Below are 24,726 nucleotides of genomic sequence, written 5' to 3'. Positions count from 1 at the left end.
GCCCTGGCATGAGGTCAGGGCGGTCGAACTCGGCGCTTGGATAGGGTAGGTTGGCGTGCGGGATGTAATCGATTACACAAGTGGGGGGCGGATGGACAGGGGCAACACGTCGCGTTGGTTGACGATTCCACTCTTGCTGGGTGCGCTGGTACTGGCGTCCTGCAAACAGGCAGAGGAACCCAAGGTGGCCGAAAAGAAGGCGCCAGTGAAAGTGATCCTGATCGAGGCGCAGTTGCCGCCCAAACCGGTCAAGCCACCGCTGCCGCCGCTGTTTTCGGACATCGAACGCCGCACCTTCCAGTTTTTCTGGGACACCACCAACGAGCTCAATGGATTGGCCCCGGACCGGTTTCCATCGCGTCCGTTCGCCAGCATCGCCTCGGTGGGGTTTGCGCTGACCGCGTATCCGATCGGCATCGAGAACGGCTGGGTCAGCCGCAATCAGGCGATCGACCGCACCCTGACCACACTGAAATTCTTCCGCGATGCGCCGATGGGGCCGCAGCGGACCGGTAGGGCCGGCTACAAGGGCTTCTACTATCACTTTCTGGATATGCAGCAGGGCAACCGCTACGACAGCTGGGTTGAGCTGTCGAGCGTGGACACCGCGCTGCTGATGATGGGCGTCTTGTTCACCCAGTCGTATTACGACGGCGACGACCCGCGCGAAAAAGAGATCCGCCAGATCGCCGACACGCTGTACAAGCGCGTGGACTGGCGCTGGCTGCAGCAGCGCGCACCGCTGATCTCGATGGGCTGGTTCCCGGAGAGCGGCTTCATCGACCACGACTGGATGGGCTACAACGAAGCGATGATGCTGTACATCCTCGCGCTCGGCTCGCCTACCCACGGCGTCGACCCGGAGGCGTGGACCAGCTGGACGCGGACCTACAACAACGACTGGGGCGTCTACCAGGGCCAGGAATACCTGTCCTTCGGCCCGCTGTTCGGCCACCAGTACAGCCATGTCTGGATCGACTTCCGCGATATCCAGGACCAGTACATGCGCGAACGCGGCATCGACTATTTCCTCAACAGCCGCCGCGCCACCCTGGCCCAGCGCGACTACGCCATCGACAACCCGATGAAGTGGAAGGACTACGGCGAGAACGTCTGGGGCCTGACCGCGGGCGACGGCCCGCAGAACACCAGTCAGGAATATCGCGGCGAGCAGCGCCAGTTCCGCCACTACTCCTCGCGCGGCGCCGGCCTGCGCGAGAACTTCGACGACGGCACCATCGCCCCGACCGCGGCGATCTCCTCGATCGTGTTTGCCCCGGAAGTGGTGATTCCGGCCACCGAAGAAATGCACAAGCGCTATGGCGACTATCTGTACTCCAGCTATGGCTTCCTGGATTCGTTCAACCCCAGCTTCAATTACGACATCCCGCTCAAGACCGGGCGCATGGTGCCGAACCGCGGCTGGGTGGCGGGCGATTACATCGGCATCGACCAGGGTCCGATCCTGACCATGATCGCCAACTACCAGACCGAATTTGTCTGGAACGTGATGAAGAAGAACCCCTATATCCGCGCCGGTCTGGAACGCGCCGGCTTCACCGGTGGCTGGCTCACCCCCGAAGGCGAGCCGCAGCCGCTGCCGCAGAAGGATGAGCAGAAGGCCGCCGCGCGCGCGCTGGGCATGGCCGAATCGCGTGCCGCCGCCGCCCAGGCCCAGCAAGACCCCTCGCAACGCCAAAAACCCGAGTAATCCGTGCGCCTTTTGAAACTGTTGATGTTGGCCGCCGCCCTGTGTGCAGGTGCGGCGGGATGCGACCGCTCCGATCCTGCCAAGACCACCGTGCGCTTCTGGGCCATGGGCAAGGAGGCCGAAGTGGTGGCCGAGCTGGTGGCCGACTTCGAGAGGCAGAACCCGGACATCCAGGTCGATGTGCAGAACATCCCGATGACGGCGGCGCACGAAAAACTGCTGACCGCCTTCGCCGCCGACGGCTTGCCGGACGTGTGCCAGCTAGGCAACACCTGGCTGCCGGAATTCGCCCTGCTGGATACGCTGGAGCCGATGCAGCCCTTCGTGGCGCGCTCCAAGATCGTCGACCCGGCCGACTACTTCCCCGGCGTGTGGGACACCAACGTGGTCGATGGCACCCTGTACGGGGTGCCGTGGTATGTGGACACACGGCTGCTGTTCTATCGCAAGGACCTGCTGCGCGAGGCCGGCTACAGCGAAATGCCCAAGACCTGGGCCGAGATGGAACAGGTGATGGCCGCGATCAAGCGCAAGGTCGGTCCCGACCGTTACGCCATCCTGATGCCGCTCAACGAGTTCGAGCAGCAGCTCTCGTTCGCGCTGCAGCAGGACGACCGCCTGCTGCGCGACCACGACAATTACGGCAACTTCCGTGGTCAAGGCTTCCGCAAGGCGCTGGCGTTCTACGACGGCATGTACCAGAAGGGCTGGGCGCCGAAGGTGTCCGAAACCCAGGTCTCCAATGTCTGGTACGAGTTCTTCAACGGCTATTACGCGTTCTATCTGTCCGGCCCGTGGAACGTGCGCGAGTTCAAGCTGCGCCAGCCGCCGGGCATGGAAGGCAAGTGGGGCACCGCGCCGCTGCCGGGACCCAACGGCCTGGGTGCGGGCATTGCCGGCGGTTCCAGCCTGGTGATCTTCAAGTCCTCGCAGCACAAGGACGCCAGCTGGAAGCTGATCGAATACCTGTCGCAGCCCACGGTGCAGGCGCGCTTCCACGCCATCATCGGCGACCTGCCGCCGCGGCGCAGTACCTGGAAGCTGCCATCGCTGGCCAACGACGAACTGGCGCATGCCTTCGGCGACCAGCTGGAACGGGTCAAGGCCACGCCAAAGGTGCTGGAGTGGGAGCGCATCGTGCAGGAAATGCGCCTGGTGACCGAGCGCGTGGTGCGTGGCGGTCAATCGCACGAGGCGGCCGTGCAGGAACTGGATAAACGCGTGGACGACATCCTGGCCAAGCGCCGCTGGATCTTCGAACAGGAAGGCGGGCGTGTCGGCCCGGCAGGCCCGTCGGGCATGCCTGACAGTGCGCCCGCGCCGGACGCAGCAACGGCTGGATCCAGCGGCAAGGGAGCGGCACCATGATGAAGCGCAATTCCGTCGCCGGCTGGGTATTCGCCGCGCCGTCGATCATGGTGCTGGGCATGTTCTTTGGCGTGCCGGTGTTCGCCGCGCTGGTGCTCAGCGTTACCGACTTCGACCTGTACGCGCTGGCCGACAGCAGCCACCTGCGCTTCGTCGGCCTGGGCAATTACATCGAGCTGCTGCAGACGCCGCTGTTCTGGAAGTCGTTGTGGAACACCACCTACTTCGTGCTGCTGGGCGTGCCGATGTCGATCGGCGTGTCGCTCGGTGCGGCCTTGCTGCTCAACGCCAAGGCCTCGCGCTTCAAGGCGCTGTTCCGCACGGCCTTGTTCGCACCGGTGGTCACCACCCTGGTGGCGGTGGCGGTGATCTGGCGCTACCTGTTCCATATCAAATATGGCCTGGTCAACTTCGGCCTGAGCCACCTGGGCATCGCCCCGATCGACTGGCTGGGCGACCCGCGCTGGGCGATGCCCACCATCATGCTGTTCGCGGTGTGGAAGAACTTCGGCTACAACATGGTGATCTTCCTGGCCGGGTTGCAGGCGATTCCGCAGGACCTGTACGAGGCCGCGCGCATCGACGGCGCTTCGCGCTGGAAGCAGTTCCTGCACATCACCTTGCCGATGCTCGGCCCGGTGCTGATGGTGGTCGGGGTGATCACCATTTCCGGCTACTTCCAGCTGTTTGCCGAGCCCTACGTGATGACCCGCGGCGACCCGCTGCAAAGCACCGTCAGCGTGCTGTATTTCATGTTCGAGGAAGGCTTCAAATGGTGGAACCTCGGCCGCGCGTCGGCAGTGGCGTTCCTGTTGTTCCTGATCATCCTGGCGGTGACCACCGTGATGCTGCGCTTCGGCCGCAAGAAGGACCTGATATGAGTCGTGATGTCGGCGAATCGCGCTGGAACGGCGTGCTGATCAACGGCGGTTTGCTGGTGTTGGCCTTGATCAGCCTGGCACCGCTGCTGTGGATGCTGTCGGTGTCGTTCATGCCCACCGGCGAGGCCAGCCGGTTTCCGCCGCCGATGCTGCCGTCGGCTTTCACCCTGGCCAACTACCACGAGCTGTTCGCGCGCACCGGCATGGCGCGCAACTTCGCCAACAGCCTGCTGGTGTCCGGGCTGATCACGCTCGGCTCGCTGCTGATCAACACCATGGCCGGCTATGCCTTCGCCAAACTGCAGTTCGTCGGCCGCGAGCGCATCTTCAAGATCCTGATGGCCGCGTTGGTGATTCCGGCGCAGGTGGCGATGCTGCCGCTGTTCCTGTTGATGAAGCAGCTGCACCTGGTCAACAACATCGGCGGGGTGGTGGTGCCGGCGCTGGCCACGGTGTTCGGTATTTTTCTGGTGCGTCAGTACGCGCGCAGCATTCCCGATGAGTTGATCGAAGCCGCCCGCATCGACGGCGCCAGCGAGATGCGGATCTTCTTCCAGATCGTGTTGCCGATGCTCAAGCCGGTGCTGGTCACCCTGACCATCTTCACCTTCATGGGCTCGTGGAACGACTTCATGTGGCCGCTGATCGTGCTGACCGACCAGGACCAGTACACCTTGCCGGTGGCGCTGGCGGCGCTGTCTCGCGAACACATCATGGACGTGGAACTGATGATGGCCGGCGCGGTGGTGACGGTGATTCCGGTGCTGCTATTGTTCCTGGCGCTGCAGCGTTACTACATCCAAGGTCTTCTGCTGGGGAGTGTGAAGGGGTGAAACCGGTGTTCCTGCGACTGTGTGCCATGGCCGCTCTCGTCACGTCTGCGGGCGTGGCGCAGGCACAGGAGCGCGTGCTCGACGGCTTCAACGACATGAGCGCCTGGCGCCTGGTGGTGTCCAACCAGGTCAGCGGCTCGCTGCGCCCGGTGGCCACACCCTCCGGCGGGCATGCGCTGTGCCTGGATTACAACTTCAACGGCGTTTCAGGCTACGTCGGCATCCGCCGCGCGCTGCCGCTCGACTACCCCGAGAACTACCGCATCGGGTTTTCGCTGCGCGGTGAATCCCCGTCCAACGATCTGCAGCTCAAGCTGATCGATGCCAGCGGCGACAACGTGTGGTGGGTCAACCGGCCGGGCTTCAATGTCCCGAAGAACTGGACCACCTTCAACTACCGCAAGCGCAACATCGAAAAGGCCTGGGGACCCGGTGCGGACAAGCAGCTGCGCAGCAGCGCGGATGTCGAGTTCACCATCTACAACAAGGTCGGAGGCAAGGGCACGGTGTGCTTGGACCGCCTGACGCTCACCCCATTGCCGCCGGAAGACACCTCGCCGCTCAAGGCCGAGGCGATCACCGACACTGCGCCGGCACTGGAACAGCGTCTGGCCGATGGCAAGCCCGACACCTTCTGGCTCAGTGGCGCGGTGAAGCAACAGACCGTCACGCTGGATCTGGGCAAGGTGCGCGAATTCGGTGGCGCGGTGGTGCAGTGGGTGCCCGGCCTGCAGGCCTCGCAGTACGCGGTGCGTGCATCGGCCGATGGCCGCAGCTGGCGCGATCTGCGCACCGTCACCGCCGGCGCCGGTGGTACCGACTGGCTGGCCTTGCCCGATACCGAAGCACGCTATTTGCGTTTCGACCTGAAAGACGGCCCGAACTGGCGCTACGGCATCAAGGAGGTCCAGTTGCAGCCGCTGGCATTTGCCGCAACGCCCAACGACTTCATCAAGTCGCTGGCCGCGCAGCTACCGCGTGGCAGTTACCCGCGTGGCTTCTCCGGCGAGCAGCCGTACTGGACCATCCTGGGCCTGGATGGCGGCACCGAGCAGGGCCTGATCGGCGAGGACGGCGCGGTAGAAGTGGGCAAGGGCGGTTTCAGCATCGAGCCGTTCGTGGTCACCGGCGGCAAGGTACTGCACTGGTCCGACGTCAGCAGCGAGCAAAGCCTGCAGGACGATTACCTGCCGATCCCCAGCGTCGACTGGCATCACGACCTGATGAACCTGCGCGTCACCGCGTTCGTGCAGGGCACACCCGATCAGGCGCAACTGGTCGCGCGCTACCAGCTGCACAACACCGGCAAGCAGGCGCGTGATTTCACCCTGGCCCTGGCGGTGCGTCCGTTCCAGGTCAATCCGCCGGCGCAGTTCCTCAATACCCTGGGCGGCGTCAGCCGGATCGAACAACTGGCGGTGGACGGCAGCCAGGTCAGCGTCAACGGCAAGCCGCGTGTGTTCGCCGTGCAGCGGCCGGACGCGGGCTTCGCCAGCGCCTTCGACAGCGGCATGGACGTCAGCCATCTCACCGCCGCCACGCCGCCCACCGTCACCCAGGTCAAGGACGAAACCGGCCTGGCCTCGGGCGTGCTGCTGTATCGCTGGAAGCTGGAACCCGGCCAGAAACGTGAAGTGGCCTTGGTGATTCCGCAGACCGGCACCGCGCAACTGCCGGCCGGCTTCGATGCCGACCAGGCACAGCAGCAGGTGGCCCAGCAATGGCGCGGCAAGCTCGATCGCGTGCGCATCAGCGTGCCGGCCGAAGGCAAGCCGGTGGTCGATACGCTGCGTACCGCGCTGGCGCACATGCTGATCTCGCGCATCGGACCGCGCCTGCAGCCGGGCACGCGCTCGTATTCGCGCAGCTGGATCCGCGACGGCGCGATGATTTCCGAGGGCCTGCTACGGCTCGGCCGCGAAGACGTGGTACGCGATTACGTGGACTGGTTCGCGCCGTATCAGTTTGCCGATGGCATGGTGCCGTGCTGCGTGGACGACCGCGGCAGCGATCCGGTCCCGGAAAACGACAGCCATGGCGAGCTGATCTACAACATCGCCGAGTACTACCGTTACACCGGCGACAGGCCGTTCCTGGAGAAGATGTGGCCGCATGTCACCGGCGCCTTCGACTACATGGAAAAGCTGCGCGCCAGCGAGCGCACCGAAGACAACTTCATGCGCAACCCGGCCTTCTACGGAATGATGCCGGTGTCGATCAGCCACGAAGGCTATTCGGCCAAGCCGGTGCATTCGTACTGGGACAACTTCTGGGCACTGCGCGGTTACAAGGACGCCACCGTGCTGGCCGGCGCGCTCGACAAGCCGGAGGACGTCACGCGTTTCAGCGCTGCACGCGACGAATTCAGCGGCGACCTGATCGCCTCGCTGGGTGCGGCAGTGCGCGAGCACAAGATCGATTTCCTGCCCGGTTCGGCCGAGCTCGGCGATTTCGATGCGACCTCGACCACCATCGCGCTGACGCCGGGCGGCGAGCAGCAGCGCCTGCCGCAGGACCTGCTGACCAACACCTTCGAACGCTATTGGAAGGAGTTCTCCGACCGCCGCAACGGCAAGCGCGAGTGGAAGGACTACACCCCCTACGAATGGCGCAACGTCGCCGCATTCGTGCGGCTGGGCTGGCGCGAGCGCGCCTGGGATGCGACTGCATTCTTCTTCAAGGATCGCGCGCCGCAGCCCTGGAATCAGTGGGCCGAGGTGGTCTCTCGCACGCCGCGCACGCCGTTCTTCGTCGGCGACCTGCCGCATGCCTGGGTGGCATCGGATTTCGTCCGCTCGGTATTGGACATGTTCGCGTACACGCGCGAATCGGATCAGAGCATCGTGATCGCCGCCGGCACGCCGACGCGCTGGTTCGAAGGCAAGGGCATCGGCATTGCCGAATTGCGCACCCCGTACGGCCGCCTCAACTACACCTTGCAGCGCACCGAAAAGCAGCTGTCGCTGCAATTGCAACCCGGCCTGCTGATGCCGCCGGGCGGCGTGGTGTTTGTCTGGCCGTATCAGGGCGAACCCGGCAGGGCCAGCGTCAACGGCGAAACCGTGGATTGGCAAAATGGCGAGCTGCGGATCCAGCAGATGCCGGCCACCGTGCAGATCGATGTGCCCAGCGCGGTGCGGCGGGCCGAGCGCGCCACGCAATGACGCCTGCGCCTTGGCCGGTATGGGCAGGGCCAAGGCGCCACGCCGTCCTGGGTGCCGCGGTCGTCGCACTGGCGGTGTGCTGCGCACACGCGCAGGCAGACCAGCCTCGTCAGGCTGGCCCATCATCCGCTGCCGTGCAGTCCAGGCAGGGCGGCGCTACGGCAGCCAGCGAACCGGCAGGGCAGGCAGTTTCAGTTCCATCTGCGCGCGAATTGTCCCTGGTCACGCTCAACCTGCATCACGATCGCGAAGACTGGCCGGCCCGCCGCAGCTACATCGCCAAGGAGCTCAGGCAACTGGCGCCGGATGTCATCGCCTTGCAGGAGGTCATCGAACGTCGCGGCAGCGTGGAAAACCAGGCCGCCTGGCTGGCGCGCAAGTTGGGGTACGCGGTGATCTTCGCCTCGGTCGATCCTGCCGGCGCCCCGAAGCGCTACGGCAATGCGTTACTGAGCCGGCGCAAGGTACTGGCGCGGCATCAGCGCCTGCTGCAACCGCTGGACGACTACCGGGTTGCCGCGCACCTGCAGGTGGATGTGGATGGCCAGCCGGTCAACGTCTACGTCACCCATCTCAACGAGCGCACCGATGCGCGCGGTACCGCAACGCGCACGCGCCAGGTCGGGGACCTGCTGGACTTCATCGCCTCCACCAGCGCGCAGGCGCCGGTGGTGATCGCCGGGGATTTCAATACTGCCGCCGACGCACTGGACCTGGAGGCGCTACGCAAGGGCTATGGCGACAGCTATGGCAGCGTGCACCGCAACAGCGATGCCACGGTCAGCACCTTGAATCTGCATGTCTTCGACACGCCGGCGCGCATCGACCACGTCTTCTTCCAGCAGAACCGCCTGCTCGCCCGCGAGGCCCGCATCCTGTTCGACACGCCTTACGCCGAAGGCCGCTGGGCATCGGATCACTACGGGGTGTGGGTGCGCTTGCAGCTCGCACCCGATCAGCCGGCTGCCCCGTAACGCCAACCATGTAGGAGCGCACCCGGGCGCGACGGCATGACCAGTAACGCCCCTCGCGCCCAGGTGCGCTCCTACGAGGCATCTACATGCCGCATTGCGTTGAAAAAGCCTTCTCAATCACCCATGCAGGCGATTGAAGATCTGCACGCCGGCCAGCCACACCCCGGCCATGCTGCCGAAGTTGGTCAGCAGGAACGTCAGCACCACCCGCGACACGCGATTGCGATACCAGCCGCGCAGGGTCTGCGCATCGTCGCGCAGCGACAGGAAATCCCCATAAGCCGGCTTGCGCATATGCACTTCGACCAAGGCTGCGAAGGCACCGGTCGGCACGCTCAACCGGAACGGTTTGAACGGTGCCACCACTGCTGCGGTCAGGATGCTCAACGGGTGGCTGCCGGCCAGCAGACAGCCCAGTGCGGCCAGGCCGCCGGTGTACATCGCCCACTGCAGCAACAGGTCGGCGCCCATGCTCAGGCCGCCGCGCCAGAAGCCGATGCCGATGCCGGTAATGATCACTGCCAGGATGCCCAGCGTGATCCAGGGAACGCGCTTGCGCTGCTGCACGTATTCCAGCGACTCGCGTAGCGGGCCGGGCGCATCGGTGTCCTGTTCCAGATGCCGCGCCAGCCCGGCAAGATGTCCGGCGCCGACGACCGCCAGCACTTCGTGCTGCCCGCTACCGGCTTCTTCGCGCAGGCGCGTGGCCATGTAGCGATCGCGCTCGGCAATCACCGTCTCGTAAAGCTCCGGGCTTTCGCTGGCGAAATCGCCGAAGCTGGCCTCCAGCATGTCGCCTTGCTTGAGCTTTTCGATTTCCTCTTCGCCTACTTCATCGGCGGCGAACAGGCCGCCGAGCAGGCCGCCGGCAAGTTTCATCTTGCCGAAGAATCCCAACCGTCCGGACGCACGCTTGAAGGTCAGCCCGACTTCGCGATCGATCAGGTGCACCGGCAGCCCCTGCGCACGCGCCAGATTCACCGCTTCCTTCAATTCAGCGCCCGGCTCGATGCCGAGCTGTTTGGCCAGCCGGCGCTGATAGGCCGCCAGCGCCAGGTTGGCGGCAAACAAGGCCACGCGCCCCTTGCGGATCACCTGCACCAGATCCAGGCGGGCCAGCGCATCGGGGTCGCTGAGCGCCTGCAGGCGTTGCGCGTCCAGTTCCACCGCTACCGCATCGTAGCGGCCGCTGCCGATCGCCCGCTGTACCGCGGCGACGCTCGCCAGCGAGACGTGGGCAGTCCCCAGCAAGGTGTAGCGCACGCCATCGCGTTCGACGATGCGGTGCGGCTGGCCGGACAGCGCATCGTCCAGAACGTGGGTGGTCTGCTCAGTCATGGGGTCATTCATCAGAAGGAGGGGCGGTGTTACCGGAGCCGAGTTGACGCTGCATCTGCACGCCGTCCAACCAGCGACCCTGTTTGCGGCCGATACCGGTGAACACTCCGACCGTGCGAAATCCAAAACGTTCATGCAGCCGCAGCGATGCCAGGTTGCCGGCATCGCCGATCACCGCAATCATTTGCCGATCGCCGCGCTGCTCGCAGCGCGCGATCAGCTCGCCCAGCAGCGCCTTGCCGATCCCGCGGCCCTGCATGTCGGCAGCGAGATAGATCGAATTCTCCACCGTCCAGCGGTAGCCCGCACGTGCGCGATAGGCGCTGGCATAGGCATAGCCGACGACCGCACCGGCATGTTCCGCCACCAGATACGGGTAGCCGGCATCCACGATCGCGCGCATGCGCGCATGCATTTCCGCGCTCGACGGCGCGCTGTATTCGTAGGTGTTGAACCCGGCGATCTGCTCCGCATAGATCGCGGTGATCGCCGGGATGTCCGCATCGCGGACTGCACGCAGCTCGACGGGCATGCGATCAGTCGATGTAACGCTTGAGCAGGTCGCCGTACGCGTCGATGCGACGGTCGCGCAGGAACGGCCAGATGCGCCGCACATGCTCGCTACGCTGCAGATCGATATCGCAGATCAGCACGGTCGGGTCCTGGCCGGCTTCGGCGATGAACTCGCCCTGCGGTCCCAGCACGTGGCTGTTGCCCCAGAACTGGATGCCGGACGCGCCCAGCGGCGAGGGCTCATGGCCGACGCGGTTGCACGACAGCACCGGTACGCCATTGGCCACCGCATGCCCGCGATGGCTCAGGATCCACGCATCGCGCTGACGCTCCTGCTCGGGCTGCTGGTCGTCCGGATCCCAGCCGATCGCGGTGGGGTAGAGCAGCAGTTCCGCACCAGCCAGCGCCATCAACCGCGCCGCTTCCGGATACCACTGGTCCCAGCACACCAGCACGCCGAGACGGCCCACCGAGGTGTCGATCGGCGTGAAGCCCAGATCGCCCGGCGTGAAGTAGAACTTCTCGTAGAAGCCCGGGTCGTCGGGGATGTGCATCTTGCGGTACTTGCCGAGCAGGCGGCCGTCCTTTTCGAACACCACCGCGGTGTTGTGATACAGGCCGGCGGCGCGGCGCTCGAACAACGAGGCGACCAGTACCACGCCGTGCTGCCTGGCCAGCGCACTCAGGCGCTCGGTGCTCGGGCCGGGAATCGGCTCCGCCAGATCGAATTCATCCACCGACTCGTGCTGACAGAAATACGCACCGTTATGCAGCTCCTGCAGCAGCACCAGCCTGGCGCCCTGTGCGGCGGCTTCGGCCACGCGCGATTCGATGATGGCCAGGTTGGCCTCGGCGTCGCCGTGGTTGCGCTCTTGAATCAGCGCGACAGAAAGAACGTGACCGGACATGGCATCTCATCCTGCAAAGGTGCGCACTAAGGTAGCGCGCCATGGCATAACACCGGCCTGCCGGCCGGAACAAGAAACGACGCAGCATGTGCAGCCGCGTCGAACCCAACGTTTAGGCGGCGAGCAGGCCGGCCGGCAACTGCATGGTCAGGCAATGCAGGCTGCCGTTCTGCCAGATCAGCGCACGGCACGGCACCGGCACGATTTCGTGCTGCGGAAACGCTTCGGCCAGCACGGCCTGCGCGGTCGCATCGGCCTTGTCGCCATACGCCGGCATCAGCACCGCGCCGTTGACGATCAGGAAGTTGGCATACGAGGCGGCCAGGCGACGTCCCTGATCCAGGATCGGCTCGGCCCACGGCAGGACGAACAGGCGGTACGGCTGCCCGTCGGTGGTGCGCAGCGCGGCCAGCTCGTTGCCCATCGCCTGCAGTTCGGTGTAATGCGAATCGCTGGTCACATCGCAGCCCTGGTAGACGATCGCATCCGGGCCGGCGAAGCGTGCCAGCGTGTCGATATGCGCATCGGTGTCGTCGCCTTCCAGATAGCCGTGATCCAGCCACAGCACGCGGTCCTGCGACAGCCATGCAGCAAGATCGCTGCTCAGCGACTCGCGCGTGCGCTGCGGGTGACGCTCGTGCAGGCAGGTCCAGGTGGTAAGCAGGGTGCCGGCGCCGTCGGTCTCGATCGCACCGCCTTCCAGCGCAAAATCCACCGTCTGCACCGGGGCGGGCACGAACACCTGTGCCGCATCCAGCGAGCTCACCAATTGGTCGTCCAGGCTGGCCTCGAACTTGCCGCCCCACCCGGTGAAGCGGAAATCCATCAAGCGGAAGCCGCCATCCTGGCGCAGCGTGATCGGGCCGGAATCGCGCAGCCAGGTGTCGTTGTAGGCGGCGATCACAAACCGCACGCGCGTCATGTCCACCCGCGCCGAACGCAGCCGCGCTTCGGCATAGATCTGCAGATCGTCATCGGCCGCGCAGATGACCACCGGCTCGAAGCGGGAGATCGCGGTGACCAGCGCGATGTAAGTCTCTTCCACATCGGCCAGGCGCTCGGCCCAATCGGTACCGGCATGCGGCCACGCAAGCAGCACGGCGGATTGGGGTTCCCACTCGGCGGGAAAGCGAAGACGGTCGGTCATGCCAGGCAATACTCATCTTGGTGTCCGGACAGCGGCCCGGACGTTCATCGATACCCCGCACCCGAGTGCAGGCTCTTGCGATCCTGGCGCACGTTGCCGCGCCAGGCATTGATGCAGATTCGCAGCAACGCATGTCCAAGTGCTGACGGACCAGCGACGTTGCGATGCGAAGCGTTGGGCCGGACCTGCAGCGCGATGTCTGCAAACCGGCCGAGGTGATCTCCAGCTGCTACCTGATCGGCGGCTTCGGCCCGATCTCGTTGGCGTCTGCCTGATTGGCCACCACGTCGATCACCTTGCTTTTTTCGAAGTACACGGTGAATGCCGGATACACCCAGCGGTGGATCGTCGGCCACTGGCGCTTCTGGCCACCGCGCGGGTCGAGCTTTTCCTGCGGCGCACCGTAGCGGCCTTCGACCTGGCTCATGCTGTCGCCGCGCAAGGGCAGGGCGGCGGCGGGCTTTTGCTGTACGCGATCGACCAGCAGCGTTTCGGCAGACGCGGCGGCACTGATCCCCATCAGTGCGATTGTCAGCACAATCGGCGGCATCACAAACAAACGGTTGCGCATGTCATCTACTCCCCAGTGGACAAGATTCGGACGGTGATTACAGCAAAAAACCACAACAGACGTCGGCGCGGTGCATAGCGATCGGGCGGCCGGGTCAGCGTGTGGCCGCAGATCGCGTCTCAACGCGCCAGGGACGGCGGCGCATCAAGCATCGGCCAAGAAAAAACCGCCCGGAGGCGGCTTTCTCGGGTCTGGCACGCGCAGCAACGACTTAGCGCTGACGCGCCTTGAAACGCGGGTTCGACTTGCAGATCACGAAGACCTTGCCGCGGCGGCGGACCACCTTGCAGTCGCGGTGACGGGTCTTCGCAGACTTCAGGGAGGACAGGACTTTCATGGCACACCTCGGCGTAAACGGTTGGATTCGATGGAAGAGTGCGCGCGATCGAGGCTGCACCCGGAATTAAGCCGGCAATTCTAACCGGCTTTTCGTCGTGCTTTCAAGTGGTTGCATCGCAATCGCTGCGAGCGGCGCTACACTACCGCCTGATGACCTTCCGGAAACCTGAATGACCGACCTTTCGCCCGTCCTCACCATCGATGGTCCCTCCGGCGCCGGCAAGGGTACAGTCAGCCGCATCGTGGCTGCCCGGCTGGGCTGGCACTACCTCGATTCGGGCGCGCTGTATCGCGCGGTGGGCGTGGCGGCGAGCTGGGCCGATCTGGACGTGTCCGACCCGGCTGCGCTGGTGCGTTGCACCTTCGATACCAGGGTGGAGTTCGACGACGCGGGCGAGGCGGGGCTGCGGGTGCTGGTCAATGGCGTGGATGCGACCGGCGAACTGCGCCTGGAAACCACGGGCGCCCTGGCCTCGGCGATTGCGGCGATTCCCGAGGTGCGCAGCGCCCTCAAGGAGCGCCAACGCGCATTCAGGCGCGCTCCCGGCCTGGTTGCCGACGGGCGCGACATGGGGACGGTGATCTTCCCGGATGCCGCATTTAAGGTTTTCCTGACCGCCAGTGCCGAAGAACGTGCGGGCCGTCGCCATAAACAGTTGATGGAAAAGGGTGTTTCGGTTATCTTTGACGACCTGCTGCGCGAGATCATGGCCCGAGATGCCAGAGATGCGCAGCGGGTGGTGGCGCCATTGCGGCCGGCCGAAGACGCCGTGCTGATCGATACCAGTGGCATCGGGATCGAGGATGTCGTCCAGCGTGTGGTCGGGGTGTTGTCCGCCCGCACGTCGTCGTAAGCGTTCCGCAAGCGGGCAGGTCCCGCCGACCGTAAGGCGTTCCAAAGCTCCGTCGCGCATCCTGCGTGGCGGTTCTACTACTTCTAAACCGACTCGTTGTTGGGGTCGACCAACAGGCTGGGCGGTCCGTCTCTGTCGCAACCCGACGACCGGCGCCCGTGTGTTCAACTGAGTAAAATCCAAATGACAGAATCTTTTGCTGAACTGTTCGAAGCCAGTCAAGCCAATCTGGCGAAGCTGAAGCCGGGCTCCATCGTCACCGGTACCGTCGTGGAAGTGCGCGGCGACGTGGTGGTGATCAACGCTGGCCTGAAGTCCGAAGGCATCGTGCCGATCGAGCAGTTCCGTAACGACGCTGGCGAGATCGATGTGGGTGTGGGCGACCAGGTCAAGGTTGCGCTGGACTCGATCGAAAACGGCTTTGGCGAGACCGTGTTGTCGCGCGAGAAAGCCAAGCGCGCGATGGTGTGGGACGAGCTGGAAGAAGCGTTGGAAAAGAACGAAACCATCACCGGCCGCATCAGCGGCAAGGTCAAGGGTGGTTTCACCGTGGACATCAAGGATGTCCGCGCGTTCCTGCCTGGTTCGCTGGTGGATGTGCGCCCGGTGCGCGACCCGGCCTACCTGGAAGGCAAGGAGCTTGAGTTCAAGCTGATCAAGCTGGATCGCAAGCGCAACAACGTCGTGGTGTCGCGTCGTGCCGTGGTCGAGAGCGAGCACTCGGAAGAGCGCGAGCAGCTGATGGACAAGCTGCAGGAAGGCGCGATCCTGAAGGGTGTCGTCAAGAACCTGACCGATTACGGCGCATTCGTGGACCTGGGCGGTATCGACGGCCTGCTGCACATCACCGACATGGCCTGGAAGCGCGTGCGCCATCCGTCCGAAGTCGTCAACGTCGGCGACGAGCTGGACGTGCGCGTGCTGAAGTTCGATCGCGAGCGTAACCGCGTCAGTCTCGGCCTGAAGCAGCTGGGCGAAGATCCGTGGGACAACATCGCCCGTCGTTACCCGGCCAACAGCCGCGTGTTCGGCAAGGTCTCCAACGTCACCGATTACGGCGCATTCGTCGAAATCGAGCCGGGCGTCGAAGGTCTGGTGCACGTTTCCGAGATGGATTGGACCAACAAGAACGTCAATCCGTCCAAGGTTGTGCAGGTCGGCGACGAAGTCGAAGTGATGGTGCTGGATGTCGACGAGGAGCGTCGCCGCATCTCGCTGGGCATGAAGCAGGTTGCAGCCAATCCGTGGGAAACCTTCGCTGCCACCCACAAGAAGAACGACAAGGTGTCCGGTCAGATCAAGTCGATCACCGACTTCGGCATCTTCATCGGTCTGGACGGCGGCATCGACGGCCTGGTGCACCTGTCCGACATCAGCTGGAACACCACCGGCGAAGACGTCGTGCGCAACTACAAGAAGGGCGACACGCTGGAAGCCGTCGTGCTGGCAGTGGACCCGGAACGCGAGCGCATCAGCCTGGGCGTCAAGCAGCTGGAGCAGGACCCGTTCGGTCAGTACATGGCGTCCAACCCGAAGGGTTCGAAGGTCGAAGGCGTTGTGCGTGAAGTGGATGCCAAGGGCGCCACGATCGACCTGGCCGACGGCATCGAAGGCTACGTCGCTGCACGCGATATCGCCAACGAGCGCGTCGACGATGCGACCCAGCACCTGAAGGTCGGCGACAAGATCGAAGCCAAGTTCGTGGGCATGGACCGCAAGGGCCGCACCCTGCAGCTGTCGATCAAGGCCAAGGACGATGCCGAAATGCGCGAGACGCTGGAGGAATACCAGTCCTCCGCTGCGTCGGGCGGCATGACTCAGCTGGGCGCGCTGCTGCGTGCACAGTTGAACAGCAACAAGTCCGAGTAAGCGCGTAGCGCTCTGTCGAGCGTGATGGATCGGCCCGGGCTTGCCCGGGCCGATTCCGATGTGTCAGTCGAAAAAAGCAAGTTCCCATGACCAAGTCCGAATTGATTGAAATCCTGGCGCGACGCCAAGCGCATCTGAAGTCGGACGACGTGGATCTGGCGGTGAAGTCACTGCTGGAAATGATGGGGCAGGCGCTCTCCGATGGTGATCGGATCGAAATCCGCGGGTTCGGCAGTTTTTCGCTGCATTACCGTCCGCCACGTCTGGGTCGCAATCCCAAGACCGGGGAATCGGTTGCACTGCCGGGCAAGCATGTTCCGCATTTCAAGCCGGGCAAGGAATTGCGCGAGCGTGTCAGCTCCGTGGTCCCGGTCGATCTGGCCGATGCCGCCGAGTGACGACGGCTCTAGCGCTGCGTTTATGTCGGCTCAGTTAAGCTAGGCGCCTTCCCGACGGAGTCGCGCGATGAAGGTGTTTCGCTTGCTGGTGATGCTGGCGTTCCTGTTGGTCGGCCTGATTATCGGTGCGGTCAATTCCCAGGACATCACTCTCGATTTCCTGTTTTCCAGTGTGCACACCAGTTCCGGGGTGGCGATCATTGTCGCGCTGCTGGTCGGTGTGTTGATCGGTGCCGGCATGGTGCTGGTCAGTGTGGTCATTCCTCTCTATTCCAAGCTGCGTCAGGCCAACAAGGCTGCTGCGGTCAGCCGCGCCGATGCAAGGCCCATCACGCCTGCCGCAGTCGAGCCGCGCCCTCTCGATGGACTCTAAGCACGTATGGACTTCCTGACCGAGTGGTTCTGGTTTTTCCTGTTTTTACCGCTGGCGGCGCTCAGTGGCTGGATCGTCGGCCGCCGCGGTGGTCAGCGTCATGGCGATACCCAGGTCAGCCGACTGTCCAGTACCTACTTCCGTGGTCTGAACTACCTGCTCAACGAGCAGCCGGACAAGGCGATCGAGCTGTTTTTGCATATCGCCGAGCTGGATAAGGAAACCTTCGAGACACAGGTCGCGCTGGGCCATCTGTTCCGCCGCCGCGGCGAGGTCGATCGTGCCATCCGGCTGCATCAGGGACTGGTACAGCGCGCCGACCTGACCGACCAGCAGCGTGTGCAGGCCTTGCTTGCGCTGGGCGAGGACTATATGAAGTCCGGTCTGCTGGATCGTGCCGAGACGGTCTTTACCGAGCTTGCGCAGCTGGATCAGCGTGCGCCGCAGGCCCTGCGTCACCTGATCGGCATCTACCAGGCCGAACGTGACTGGGAAAAGGCGATCGACAACGCCACCCGCTACGAAGAAGTCACCGGCGAGCCGATGGGCAAGCTGATCTCGCAGTTCGAATGCGAGCTGGCCGATCGCTACCGCGGCCTGGGGAAGGCCGATGAAGCCTTGCAGGCGATCGCGCGTGCGTACCAGGCCGACGGCACGTCCGTGCGCGCCGGCATCCTGGAGGGGCGCATCGAAGCCGAGCGCGGCCATGACGAGGCCGCCGTGCGCGCCTTCGAGCGTGCCGCACGCCACGACCCGGAGTACCTGCCGGAAATCATTCCTGCCTTGATGGCCGCCTATCGGCGGGTCGGCGACATCGCCGGTGCACGTAATTTCCTGTCGGAGATGACCGAGCACTATCGCGGTATCGCGCCGGTGCTGGCGCTGACCCAGTTGATGGAAGCGCAGGACGGGGTTGCGCCTGCGCTGGCCTATCTCGGCCGTCAGCTCAAGGACCGCCCATCGGTGCGCGGCGAGTCGGCGCTGATCGATCTGACGCTTGCCGAAGGCAGCGATCCGGTGGGCACCTTGAACGATCTCAAGCACATCACCGATCAGCTGTTGGTGCGTAACCCCAGCTACCGCTGCACCCGCTGCGGGTTCGGCGCAAAGACCCACCATTGGCAATGCCCGAGCTGCAAGGAGTGGGGCACCGTCAAGCCGCTGTTGAATTACGCGGTGGTGTGAGGCGTGTCTTTGGTTTTGCGGCAATGTGCATCGAGTCCGATCGCCCCTGCGTTGGTGCGTCTGTGCAGCTTGCGTCGGTGGCGGTCACACTGCGCCGTCGACCGCAGATTCGCGGCGCTGCAGATGCGGTCGCGCTGGCCATGCCGTGGTCTGCCCAATGACCTCACGCCTGGCCGGGCCGGCTTGCAGCGGTGCTCCTTTTCGTTGCCTGCGTCGACCATGCGGCAATCCTGTGCCCATGCTTTCCCAAGCGGTGATCGGCGCTGATGCCTCACCTCTGGCTCTGGTGCGCCTTGCACGTGAGCGTTGCGGCGCTTGGAACGTGGCTGCTGCGCCGTTATGCATTGCATCGTCGTCTGCTCGATCAACCCGGTGAGCGACGCAGCCATGTGGTCGCCACCCCGCGTGGCGGTGGCATGGCGATCGTCGCTGCCATTCTGGTGGGGTGCGTGGCGGGCAGCCTGCTGTGGCCAGCGGCGCGCGTGGTGGTCGGGTGGTTCGCGATCGGCTTGATCCTGGTGGCGGGCGTGGGTTGGTGGGACGACCATCGGCCGTTGTCGGCCAGGCTGCGGTTTGCAATCCATCTGGCCGCCTCAGCTTCGCTTGGGTCGCTGGTCACCTATTCCACGGGCAACGTCGTGGACGGTGTTCTCAGCGCGGTGGCGTCGGTGGTGTTGATCAATGTCTGGAATTTCATGGACGGCATCAACGGGCTGGCCGCCAGTCAGGCCGCGCTGGCCGCCCTGGCATTCGCGTTGGTGGTTCCGGCGGGTTGGTCGTTGGCCGGCCTGGCGGTGGCGGCGGCGTGCCTGGGGTTTGTTCCGTTCAATTTTCCGCGCGCGCGCATCTTCCTCGGCGACGGTGGTAGCGGTGCGCTTGGCTACGTGTTGGCTGGGTTGCTTGCGCTGGGCGTGGCGGGGNNGGCTACCACTGACGGCATTCCTTGTCGACGCCGGCTTCACGCTGCTGTCTCGCATGCTCGCCGGGCAGCGTTGGTGGGAACCCCACGCCCAGCACGTCTATCAGCGCCTGGCGCGCCGACTGGGGACGCACGTTCCGGTAACCGCTATTTATTTCGCTTTCAGCCTCGCTGCCGTCTGCTTGTATGTGTTACTTCGTCATGATGTGTTCGGTCAGCAAGTCTGGGCAGCATTGGTGTGGGGCCTGGGCGCGAGTGCCAGCTGGTATCTTCTGCGCGATGGATTGCGCAATTCTTGAATAATGGATTCCTATGATTTCCTGGCGTGACCGTTTGACCAAGGCGCTGCCGCAAGTGGCAGTCGTGGTACACGACCTTCTGATGGTCTGGGTGTGCTGGCAGCTGCTGCATGCGGGTCGTTACTCGATGTTGCGCGAGGCGCCGGATCTTCCCCTGTGGGACTGGCGCACCGCCGTCGTCCTGGTGGCGCAGGGCCTGGTGTTCTGGAAGATGGGGCTGTACCGCGGGCTCTGGCGCTTCGCGTCGGTGCCCGATCTGTGGAACATCTTCAAGTCGAGCTTCCTCGGACTGGTGGCGATCGTATTGGCGCTGTCGTACGACCGCCTGGATGGCGTGCCGTTGTCGGTGCTGGTGGTCTATCCGTTTGCGCTGTCGGCGCTGCTTGGGACGCCGCGCCTGCTGTATCGCGCCTGGAAGGACTACCAGATTGCGCACTCCGGTGATGCGGCGCAACGCGTGCTGATCCTCGGGGCCGGGCGTGCTGCCGAAGGTCTGGTGCGCGACCTTCGCCGCACCGGTACCTTCGTGCCGGTCGGCTTTCTGGACGATGCCAACAACCTGCATGGCGCAAAGATTCAGGGCCTCAACGTGCTGGGCAATCTGGATCAGGCCGCGTCGATCGCGAAAGAGACCGCCGCCAAGCTGCTGGTGATCGCGATTCCGTCGCTCGATGCATCCGGCATGCAGCGCGTGGTGGCGATCTGCGAGAGTACCGGCCTGCCGTTCCGGATGGTGCCCAAGCTGATCAATGTGCTGGAAGGCCGCTCGCTGCCTGGCGAATTGAAGGAAGTCGCCATCGAGGACCTGCTCAATCGCAAGCCGGTGACGCCGGACTGGCGCCTGATCCGCGACTGGCTGACCAACAAGACCGTGATGGTGACCGGCGCCGGTGGCTCGATCGGCTCGGAGGTCTGCCGTCAGTGCGCGCGCCATGGGGCGCGTCGCATCGTGCTGCTGGAAATCGACGAGCTGGCGCTGTTGACCATCGACTCGGACCTGCGTCGGTTGTTCCCGGATATCGAAGTGGTGCGGGTGCTCGGCGATTGTGGCGACCCGGCCGTGGTGGCGCACGCGTTGAACACCGCCGCTCCCGACGCGGTGTTCCATGCCGCCGCGTACAAGCAGGTGCCATTGCTGGAAGAGCAGCTACGCGAGGCAGTGCGCAACAATGTGCTGGCGACCGAGAACGTGGCGCGTGCCTGCCAGCGCGCACGCATCGAGACGTTCGTGTTTATCTCCACCGACAAGGCGGTCGAGCCGGTCAACGTGCTGGGCGCAAGCAAGCGCTATGCGGAGATGATCTGCCAGAGTCTGGACGCGCGCGATGCGCCAACGCGCTTCATCACCGTGCGCTTCGGCAACGTGCTGGATTCGGCCGGTAGCGTGGTGCCGTTGTTCCGCGAGCAGATCCGCCAGGGTGGCCCGGTCACCGTGACGCATCCGGATGTGACGCGCTACTTCATGACCATCCCCGAGGCCTGCCAGTTGGTGATCCAGGCAGCCGCCTCGGCCTCGCATGGCGCGATCTATACGCTGGACATGGGCGAGCCGGTGCCGATCCGGCTGCTTGCCGAGCAGATGATCCGCCTTGCCGGCAAGCAGCCGGGCAAGGATGTGGCGATTCTGTACACCGGGCTGCGTCCGGGCGAGAAGCTGCACGAGACCCTGTTCTACTCCGACGAAGACTACCGCCCGACCGCGCATCCCAAGATTCTGGAAGCCGGCGTGCGCGAGTTCTCGCACGAGCAGGTACTGCAGCTGGTGACGCGCCTGCGTGAGGCGGTTAACCGCTATGACGTCAAGGCAATGGAGACTGTGCTGGGCAGCCTCATGCCGGATTTTGCGGCTGCTCGACGGAAAGTCGACGCGCGATCTGATACGGTCGTTCCATTCCCCGCACGTGAGGTCAGAAGACTGTAATGAGCCAGCGTATTCGCAAGGCCGTATTCCCCGTCGCAGGTCTTGGGACCCGCTTTCTTCCGGCGACCAAGACGGTGCCGAAGGAAATGCTGCCAATCATCGACAAACCATTGATCCAGTACGCCGTCGACGAGGCCATCCAGGCCGGCTGCGATACGTTGATCTTCGTGACCAACCGCTACAAGCACTCGATCGCCGACTACTTCGACAAGGCCTACGAGCTGGAGCAAAAGCTCGAGCGCGCAGGCAAGCTGGAGCAGCTCGAGCTGGTGCGGCATGCGCTGCCCGAAGGGGTCCGCGCCATTTTCGTGACGCAGGCCGAGGCGCTGGGCCTGGGTCATGCGGTGTTGTGTGCCAAGGCCGTGGTCGGCGATGAGCCGTTCGCGGTGCTGTTGCCCGACGATCTGATGTGGAACCGTGGCGACGCCGCGCTGACCCAGATGGCCGATGTGGCCGAAGCATCCGGTGGTAGCGTCATTGCCGTGGAAGACGTGCCGCACGACAAGACCGCCAGCTACGGCATCGTGTCCACCGACGCATTCGACGGCCGTAAGGGTCGCATCAATGCGATCGTCGAAAAGCCCAAGCCGGAAGTGGCCCCGAGCAATCTGGCCGTGGTCGGTCGCTATGTGCTCAGCCCGAAGATTTTCGAGCTGCTCGAAGCCACCGGTGCAGGCGCCGGCGGCGAGATCCAGCTGACCGATGCAATTGCCGAGTTGTTGAAGAAAGAGCAGGTCGACGCGTTCCGTTTCGAAGGCCGTCGTTTCGATTGCGGCGCGCACATCGGTTTGATCGAGGCGACCGTCCACTTCGCGCTCGAGCATGAGAAGCATGGTGGGCCGGCGAAGGAAATCCTGCGCAACGCATTGGCCCAGGCCGACGCGCGCGGCTGATCGCGCCACCCATGTTTCATCGCGAACGACGCCACCCGGCGTCGTTCGTCGTTTGGGCGTCACCGATCAAGGGTGGGCGAGGCCCCGGTGGAAACGCTGGCGCCCGGGCTGGTCAGCGCAACAAGCAAGCAGATGCAAGGCGTCGGTGCGCACGTGTCGTTAGAATCCAGGCATGAGCCAATCTGCGCACGCCAGTGAACTGATCAACGTTGTCGCTCTGCTGGGCGCTGCGGTGGTTGCCATCCCGCTCTTCCGACGCTTGGGCCTGGGTTCGGTGCTTGGCTACCTGGCAGCGGGGCTGGCGATCGGGCCCTTCGGACTGGGCCTGTTCGACGACCCGCAGGCGATCCTGCATGTCGCCGAATTGGGCGTGGTGATGTTCCTGTTCGTGATCGGGCTGGAGATGCGGCCGTCGCATCTGTGGAGCCTGCGCAAGGAAATCTTCGGCCTGGGCACCGTGCAGATCTGCCTATGCGCACTGGTGCTGACCGGTATCGGGATGTTGCTGGGTTTTTCGCCACCGGTGGCCTTCGTGGCCGCGTCCGGTTTCGTGCTGACCTCGACGGCGGTGGTGATGCAGTTGCTGGCCGAGCGCGGCGACGTGGCCTTGCCCTCGGGGCAGAAGATCGTGGCGATCCTGTTGTTCGAGGACCTGCTGATCGTCCCGTTGCTGGCGATCGTGGCCTGGATGGGGTCCAGTGGCGACCCGCAGGCCGCGTCGCAGCGCTGGCACGACATCGGCATCGGCCTGGCCTGCATCGTCGGTCTGCTGGTGGCCGGGCGCTGGCTGCTCAATCCGCTGTTCCGGATCCTGGCTGCGTCCAAGGCGCGCGAGGTGATGACGGCCGCGGCGCTGCTGGTGGTACTGGGCGCGGCGCTGCTGATGCAGGTAGGTGGGTTGTCGATGGCGATGGGCGCGTTCCTCGCCGGGGTGCTGTTGTCCGAATCCACCTTCCGCCATCAGATCGAAGCGGATATCGAGCCGTTTCGCGGCATCTTGCTGGGCCTGTTCTTCCTGGGTGTGGGCATGAGCCTGGACCTGCGCGTGGTCGCCGCCGACTGGCGACTCATCCTGGTCGGCGTGTTGGCACTGATGGTGGGCAAGGCGGTGTGCATCTATGCGGTGGCGCGGGTGATGGGCAGCGATCATCGCCAGGCATTGGACCGTGGTGTGCTGATGGCGCAGGGCGGCGAGTTTGCCTTTGTGTTGTTTGCCGCGGCCTCGGCATCGGGCGTGATCGATGCGCAGGTCGATGCCACCCTCACGGCCATCGTGGTGCTGTCGATGGCGCTGACGCCGTTGTTCGTCCTGTTGCAGCGGCGTTTGACGCCCGCGCCGGAGGTGTCGCTGGAGGGTGTGGAAGCGGCCAACGGTCAGACCGGTAGCGTGCTGGTCATCGGCTTCGGCCGCTTCGGTCAAGTGGCCAGCCAGTCGCTGCTGGCGCGCGACGTGGACGTGACCATCATCGATAACGACATCGAGATGATCCAGAGCGCGGAGGAGTTCGGTTTCAAGATCTATTACGGCGATGGCACCCGGCTGGATGTGCTGCATGCCTCGGGCGCGCACAGTGCGCGCGCCATCGCGGTGTGCATCGACGATCGCGAAGCGGCCAACCGCATCGTCGAGCTGGCGACGCGCGAGTTCCCGCATGCGCGCCTGCTGGTGCGCTCGTTCGATCGTGAGCATTCGCTGCAGCTGATCGCGGCCGGTGTGGATTACCAGATCCGCGAAACCTTCGAGTCGGCAGTGACCTTCGGCCAGGTGGCGCTGGTCGAGCTGGGCGTGGATGAGGACGAGGCCGGCATGATCGCGCGCGAGATCCGCCGCCGCGATGCGGAGCGGCTGGAGCTGGAAATCGCCGCCGGTAATGTGCGTGCCGGGGCAGGATTGATGTTCGGTAACATCACACCGACGGTGCCCAGGCCCACGCCGTTTACGCCGCCGCGACGGGAGAGCCGGTCGCTCAACCGCAATGCGTTGCCGCAGGCCAGCGAAGAGACTGCGGAAGAGACCAGGGGCGACTGACACCACCACGCAATCGTCGGGTGAGGGTGGAGGGCTGCGCAGGAACCGATTGGGCGGGTGTGAGATGTCGCGCCGGCTTTTCGGTGGTGCACCTGTCTGGTGTCCCTTGGCGTCAGCGCAGTGGTCATGTCGCGTGGTCGAGTGCATGGTGCGCTCACCGCTTGCGGGACGCGCTGTGCATCCATCCATGGACCCTGTGGCGGCATCCATGCCGCCACAGGGTCCCGCAAGCGGCGAGG

The 24,726-nt window shown here is 64.6% G+C and carries 20 protein-coding genes and 1 pseudogene; 15 read left to right on the top strand and 6 right to left on the bottom strand.

Going from position 1 to position 24,726, the window contains the following annotated elements:
* The first annotated feature begins 91 nt into the window (after positions 1-91).
* From Y887_RS01590 to Y887_RS01565, 6 genes are all read left to right on the top strand, one after another.
* Positions 92-1,711 (top strand): glucoamylase family protein, encoded by a 1,620-nt coding sequence (locus Y887_RS01590; RefSeq protein ID WP_046962686.1) that lies wholly within the window; start codon positions 92-94, stop codon positions 1,709-1,711.
* 3 nt (positions 1,712-1,714) lie between these two features.
* Positions 1,715-3,079 (top strand): sugar ABC transporter substrate-binding protein, encoded by a 1,365-nt coding sequence (locus Y887_RS01585; protein ID WP_046962685.1) that lies wholly within the window; start codon positions 1,715-1,717, stop codon positions 3,077-3,079.
* Positions 3,076-3,960 carry a carbohydrate ABC transporter permease gene (locus Y887_RS01580; RefSeq protein WP_074052444.1) on the top strand — a complete coding sequence of 295 codons (885 nt, stop codon included), beginning with the start codon at positions 3,076-3,078 and terminating at the stop codon, positions 3,958-3,960. Before Y887_RS01585 ends, Y887_RS01580 begins: the two co-directional genes overlap by 4 nt.
* Positions 3,957-4,793 carry a carbohydrate ABC transporter permease gene (locus Y887_RS01575; protein ID WP_046962684.1) on the top strand — a complete coding sequence of 279 codons (837 nt, stop codon included), beginning with the start codon at positions 3,957-3,959 and terminating at the stop codon, positions 4,791-4,793. Before Y887_RS01580 ends, Y887_RS01575 begins: the two co-directional genes overlap by 4 nt.
* Positions 4,794-4,819: 26 nt before the next feature.
* The gene (locus tag Y887_RS01570) at positions 4,820-7,957 is read left to right on the top strand and encodes a discoidin domain-containing protein (protein WP_046962705.1); all 3,138 of its coding nucleotides are present in this window, start codon (positions 4,820-4,822) and stop codon (positions 7,955-7,957) included.
* A 134-nt stretch (positions 7,958-8,091) separates the two neighbouring features.
* Positions 8,092-8,931, top strand: coding sequence for an endonuclease/exonuclease/phosphatase family protein (locus Y887_RS01565; RefSeq protein ID WP_425445628.1), 840 nt, complete (start codon positions 8,092-8,094; stop codon positions 8,929-8,931).
* Between the two features lie 117 nt (positions 8,932-9,048).
* Here Y887_RS01565 and Y887_RS01560 read toward each other — a convergent pair whose 3' ends face one another.
* From Y887_RS01560 to ykgO, 6 genes are all read right to left on the bottom strand, one after another.
* Complete coding sequence (locus Y887_RS01560; protein ID WP_046962682.1) at positions 9,049-10,281, bottom strand: TraB/GumN family protein; 1,233 nt, start codon at positions 10,279-10,281, stop codon at positions 9,049-9,051.
* Positions 10,274-10,801, bottom strand: a complete 528-nt coding sequence (locus Y887_RS01555; protein ID WP_046962681.1) for a GNAT family N-acetyltransferase — start codon at positions 10,799-10,801, stop codon at positions 10,274-10,276. The genes Y887_RS01560 and Y887_RS01555 overlap by 8 nt, the downstream gene beginning before the upstream one ends.
* Before the next feature lie 4 nt (positions 10,802-10,805).
* Positions 10,806-11,690: a carbon-nitrogen hydrolase gene (locus tag Y887_RS01550; protein WP_046962680.1), complete on the bottom strand. Its 885-nt coding sequence runs from the start codon at positions 11,688-11,690 to the stop codon at positions 10,806-10,808.
* Positions 11,691-11,802: 112 nt separating this feature from the next.
* Positions 11,803-12,837 carry an agmatine deiminase family protein gene (locus tag Y887_RS01545; RefSeq protein ID WP_046962679.1) on the bottom strand — a complete coding sequence of 345 codons (1,035 nt, stop codon included), beginning with the start codon at positions 12,835-12,837 and terminating at the stop codon, positions 11,803-11,805.
* Positions 12,838-13,066: 229 nt separating this feature from the next.
* On the bottom strand, positions 13,067-13,408 hold the full coding sequence (locus Y887_RS01540) for a hypothetical protein (protein WP_046962678.1): 342 nt from the start codon (positions 13,406-13,408) through the stop codon (positions 13,067-13,069).
* 211 nt (positions 13,409-13,619) lie between these two features.
* Positions 13,620-13,745: a type B 50S ribosomal protein L36 gene (gene ykgO / locus Y887_RS01535; RefSeq protein ID WP_005913193.1), complete on the bottom strand. Its 126-nt coding sequence runs from the start codon at positions 13,743-13,745 to the stop codon at positions 13,620-13,622.
* Positions 13,746-13,917: 172 nt separating this feature from the next.
* Between ykgO and cmk the strand changes: the two genes are divergently transcribed.
* The 9 genes and pseudogenes from cmk to Y887_RS01490 all read left to right on the top strand — a co-directional run bounded on the left by cmk (position 13,918) and on the right by Y887_RS01490 (position 24,487).
* Positions 13,918-14,601 (top strand): (d)CMP kinase, encoded by a 684-nt coding sequence (gene cmk / locus Y887_RS01530; RefSeq protein WP_046962677.1) that lies wholly within the window; start codon positions 13,918-13,920, stop codon positions 14,599-14,601.
* Positions 14,602-14,784: 183 nt separating this feature from the next.
* Complete coding sequence (gene rpsA / locus Y887_RS01525) at positions 14,785-16,470, top strand: 30S ribosomal protein S1 (protein ID WP_016903550.1); 1,686 nt, start codon at positions 14,785-14,787, stop codon at positions 16,468-16,470.
* 86 nt (positions 16,471-16,556) lie between these two features.
* The gene (locus tag Y887_RS01520; RefSeq protein ID WP_046962676.1) at positions 16,557-16,868 is read left to right on the top strand and encodes an integration host factor subunit beta; all 312 of its coding nucleotides are present in this window, start codon (positions 16,557-16,559) and stop codon (positions 16,866-16,868) included.
* A gap of 67 nt (positions 16,869-16,935) precedes the next feature.
* Positions 16,936-17,241 (top strand): lipopolysaccharide assembly protein LapA domain-containing protein, encoded by a 306-nt coding sequence (locus Y887_RS01515; protein ID WP_005992290.1) that lies wholly within the window; start codon positions 16,936-16,938, stop codon positions 17,239-17,241.
* A 6-nt stretch (positions 17,242-17,247) separates the two neighbouring features.
* Positions 17,248-18,426, top strand: coding sequence for a lipopolysaccharide assembly protein LapB (gene lapB, locus Y887_RS01510; RefSeq protein WP_039409755.1), 1,179 nt, complete (start codon positions 17,248-17,250; stop codon positions 18,424-18,426).
* 266 nt (positions 18,427-18,692) lie between these two features.
* Positions 18,693-19,644, top strand: a pseudogene (locus Y887_RS01505) (MraY family glycosyltransferase).
* A 13-nt stretch (positions 19,645-19,657) separates the two neighbouring features.
* Complete coding sequence (locus Y887_RS01500; RefSeq protein ID WP_046962675.1) at positions 19,658-21,565, top strand: polysaccharide biosynthesis protein; 1,908 nt, start codon at positions 19,658-19,660, stop codon at positions 21,563-21,565.
* Positions 21,565-22,458 (top strand): UTP--glucose-1-phosphate uridylyltransferase GalU, encoded by an 894-nt coding sequence (gene galU / locus Y887_RS01495; protein ID WP_046962674.1) that lies wholly within the window; start codon positions 21,565-21,567, stop codon positions 22,456-22,458. The genes Y887_RS01500 and galU overlap by 1 nt, the downstream gene beginning before the upstream one ends.
* Before the next feature lie 172 nt (positions 22,459-22,630).
* Complete coding sequence (locus tag Y887_RS01490; RefSeq protein ID WP_046962673.1) at positions 22,631-24,487, top strand: monovalent cation:proton antiporter-2 (CPA2) family protein; 1,857 nt, start codon at positions 22,631-22,633, stop codon at positions 24,485-24,487.
* Positions 24,488-24,726: the final 239 nt, after the last annotated feature.

The sequence above is a fragment of the Xanthomonas pisi DSM 18956 genome, assembly GCF_001010415.1.
Classification (GTDB): Bacteria; Pseudomonadota; Gammaproteobacteria; order Xanthomonadales; family Xanthomonadaceae; genus Xanthomonas; species Xanthomonas pisi.
The sequence above is the reverse complement of the archived record's forward strand: the minus strand, read 5'-3'. Positions and strand labels throughout refer to the sequence as shown.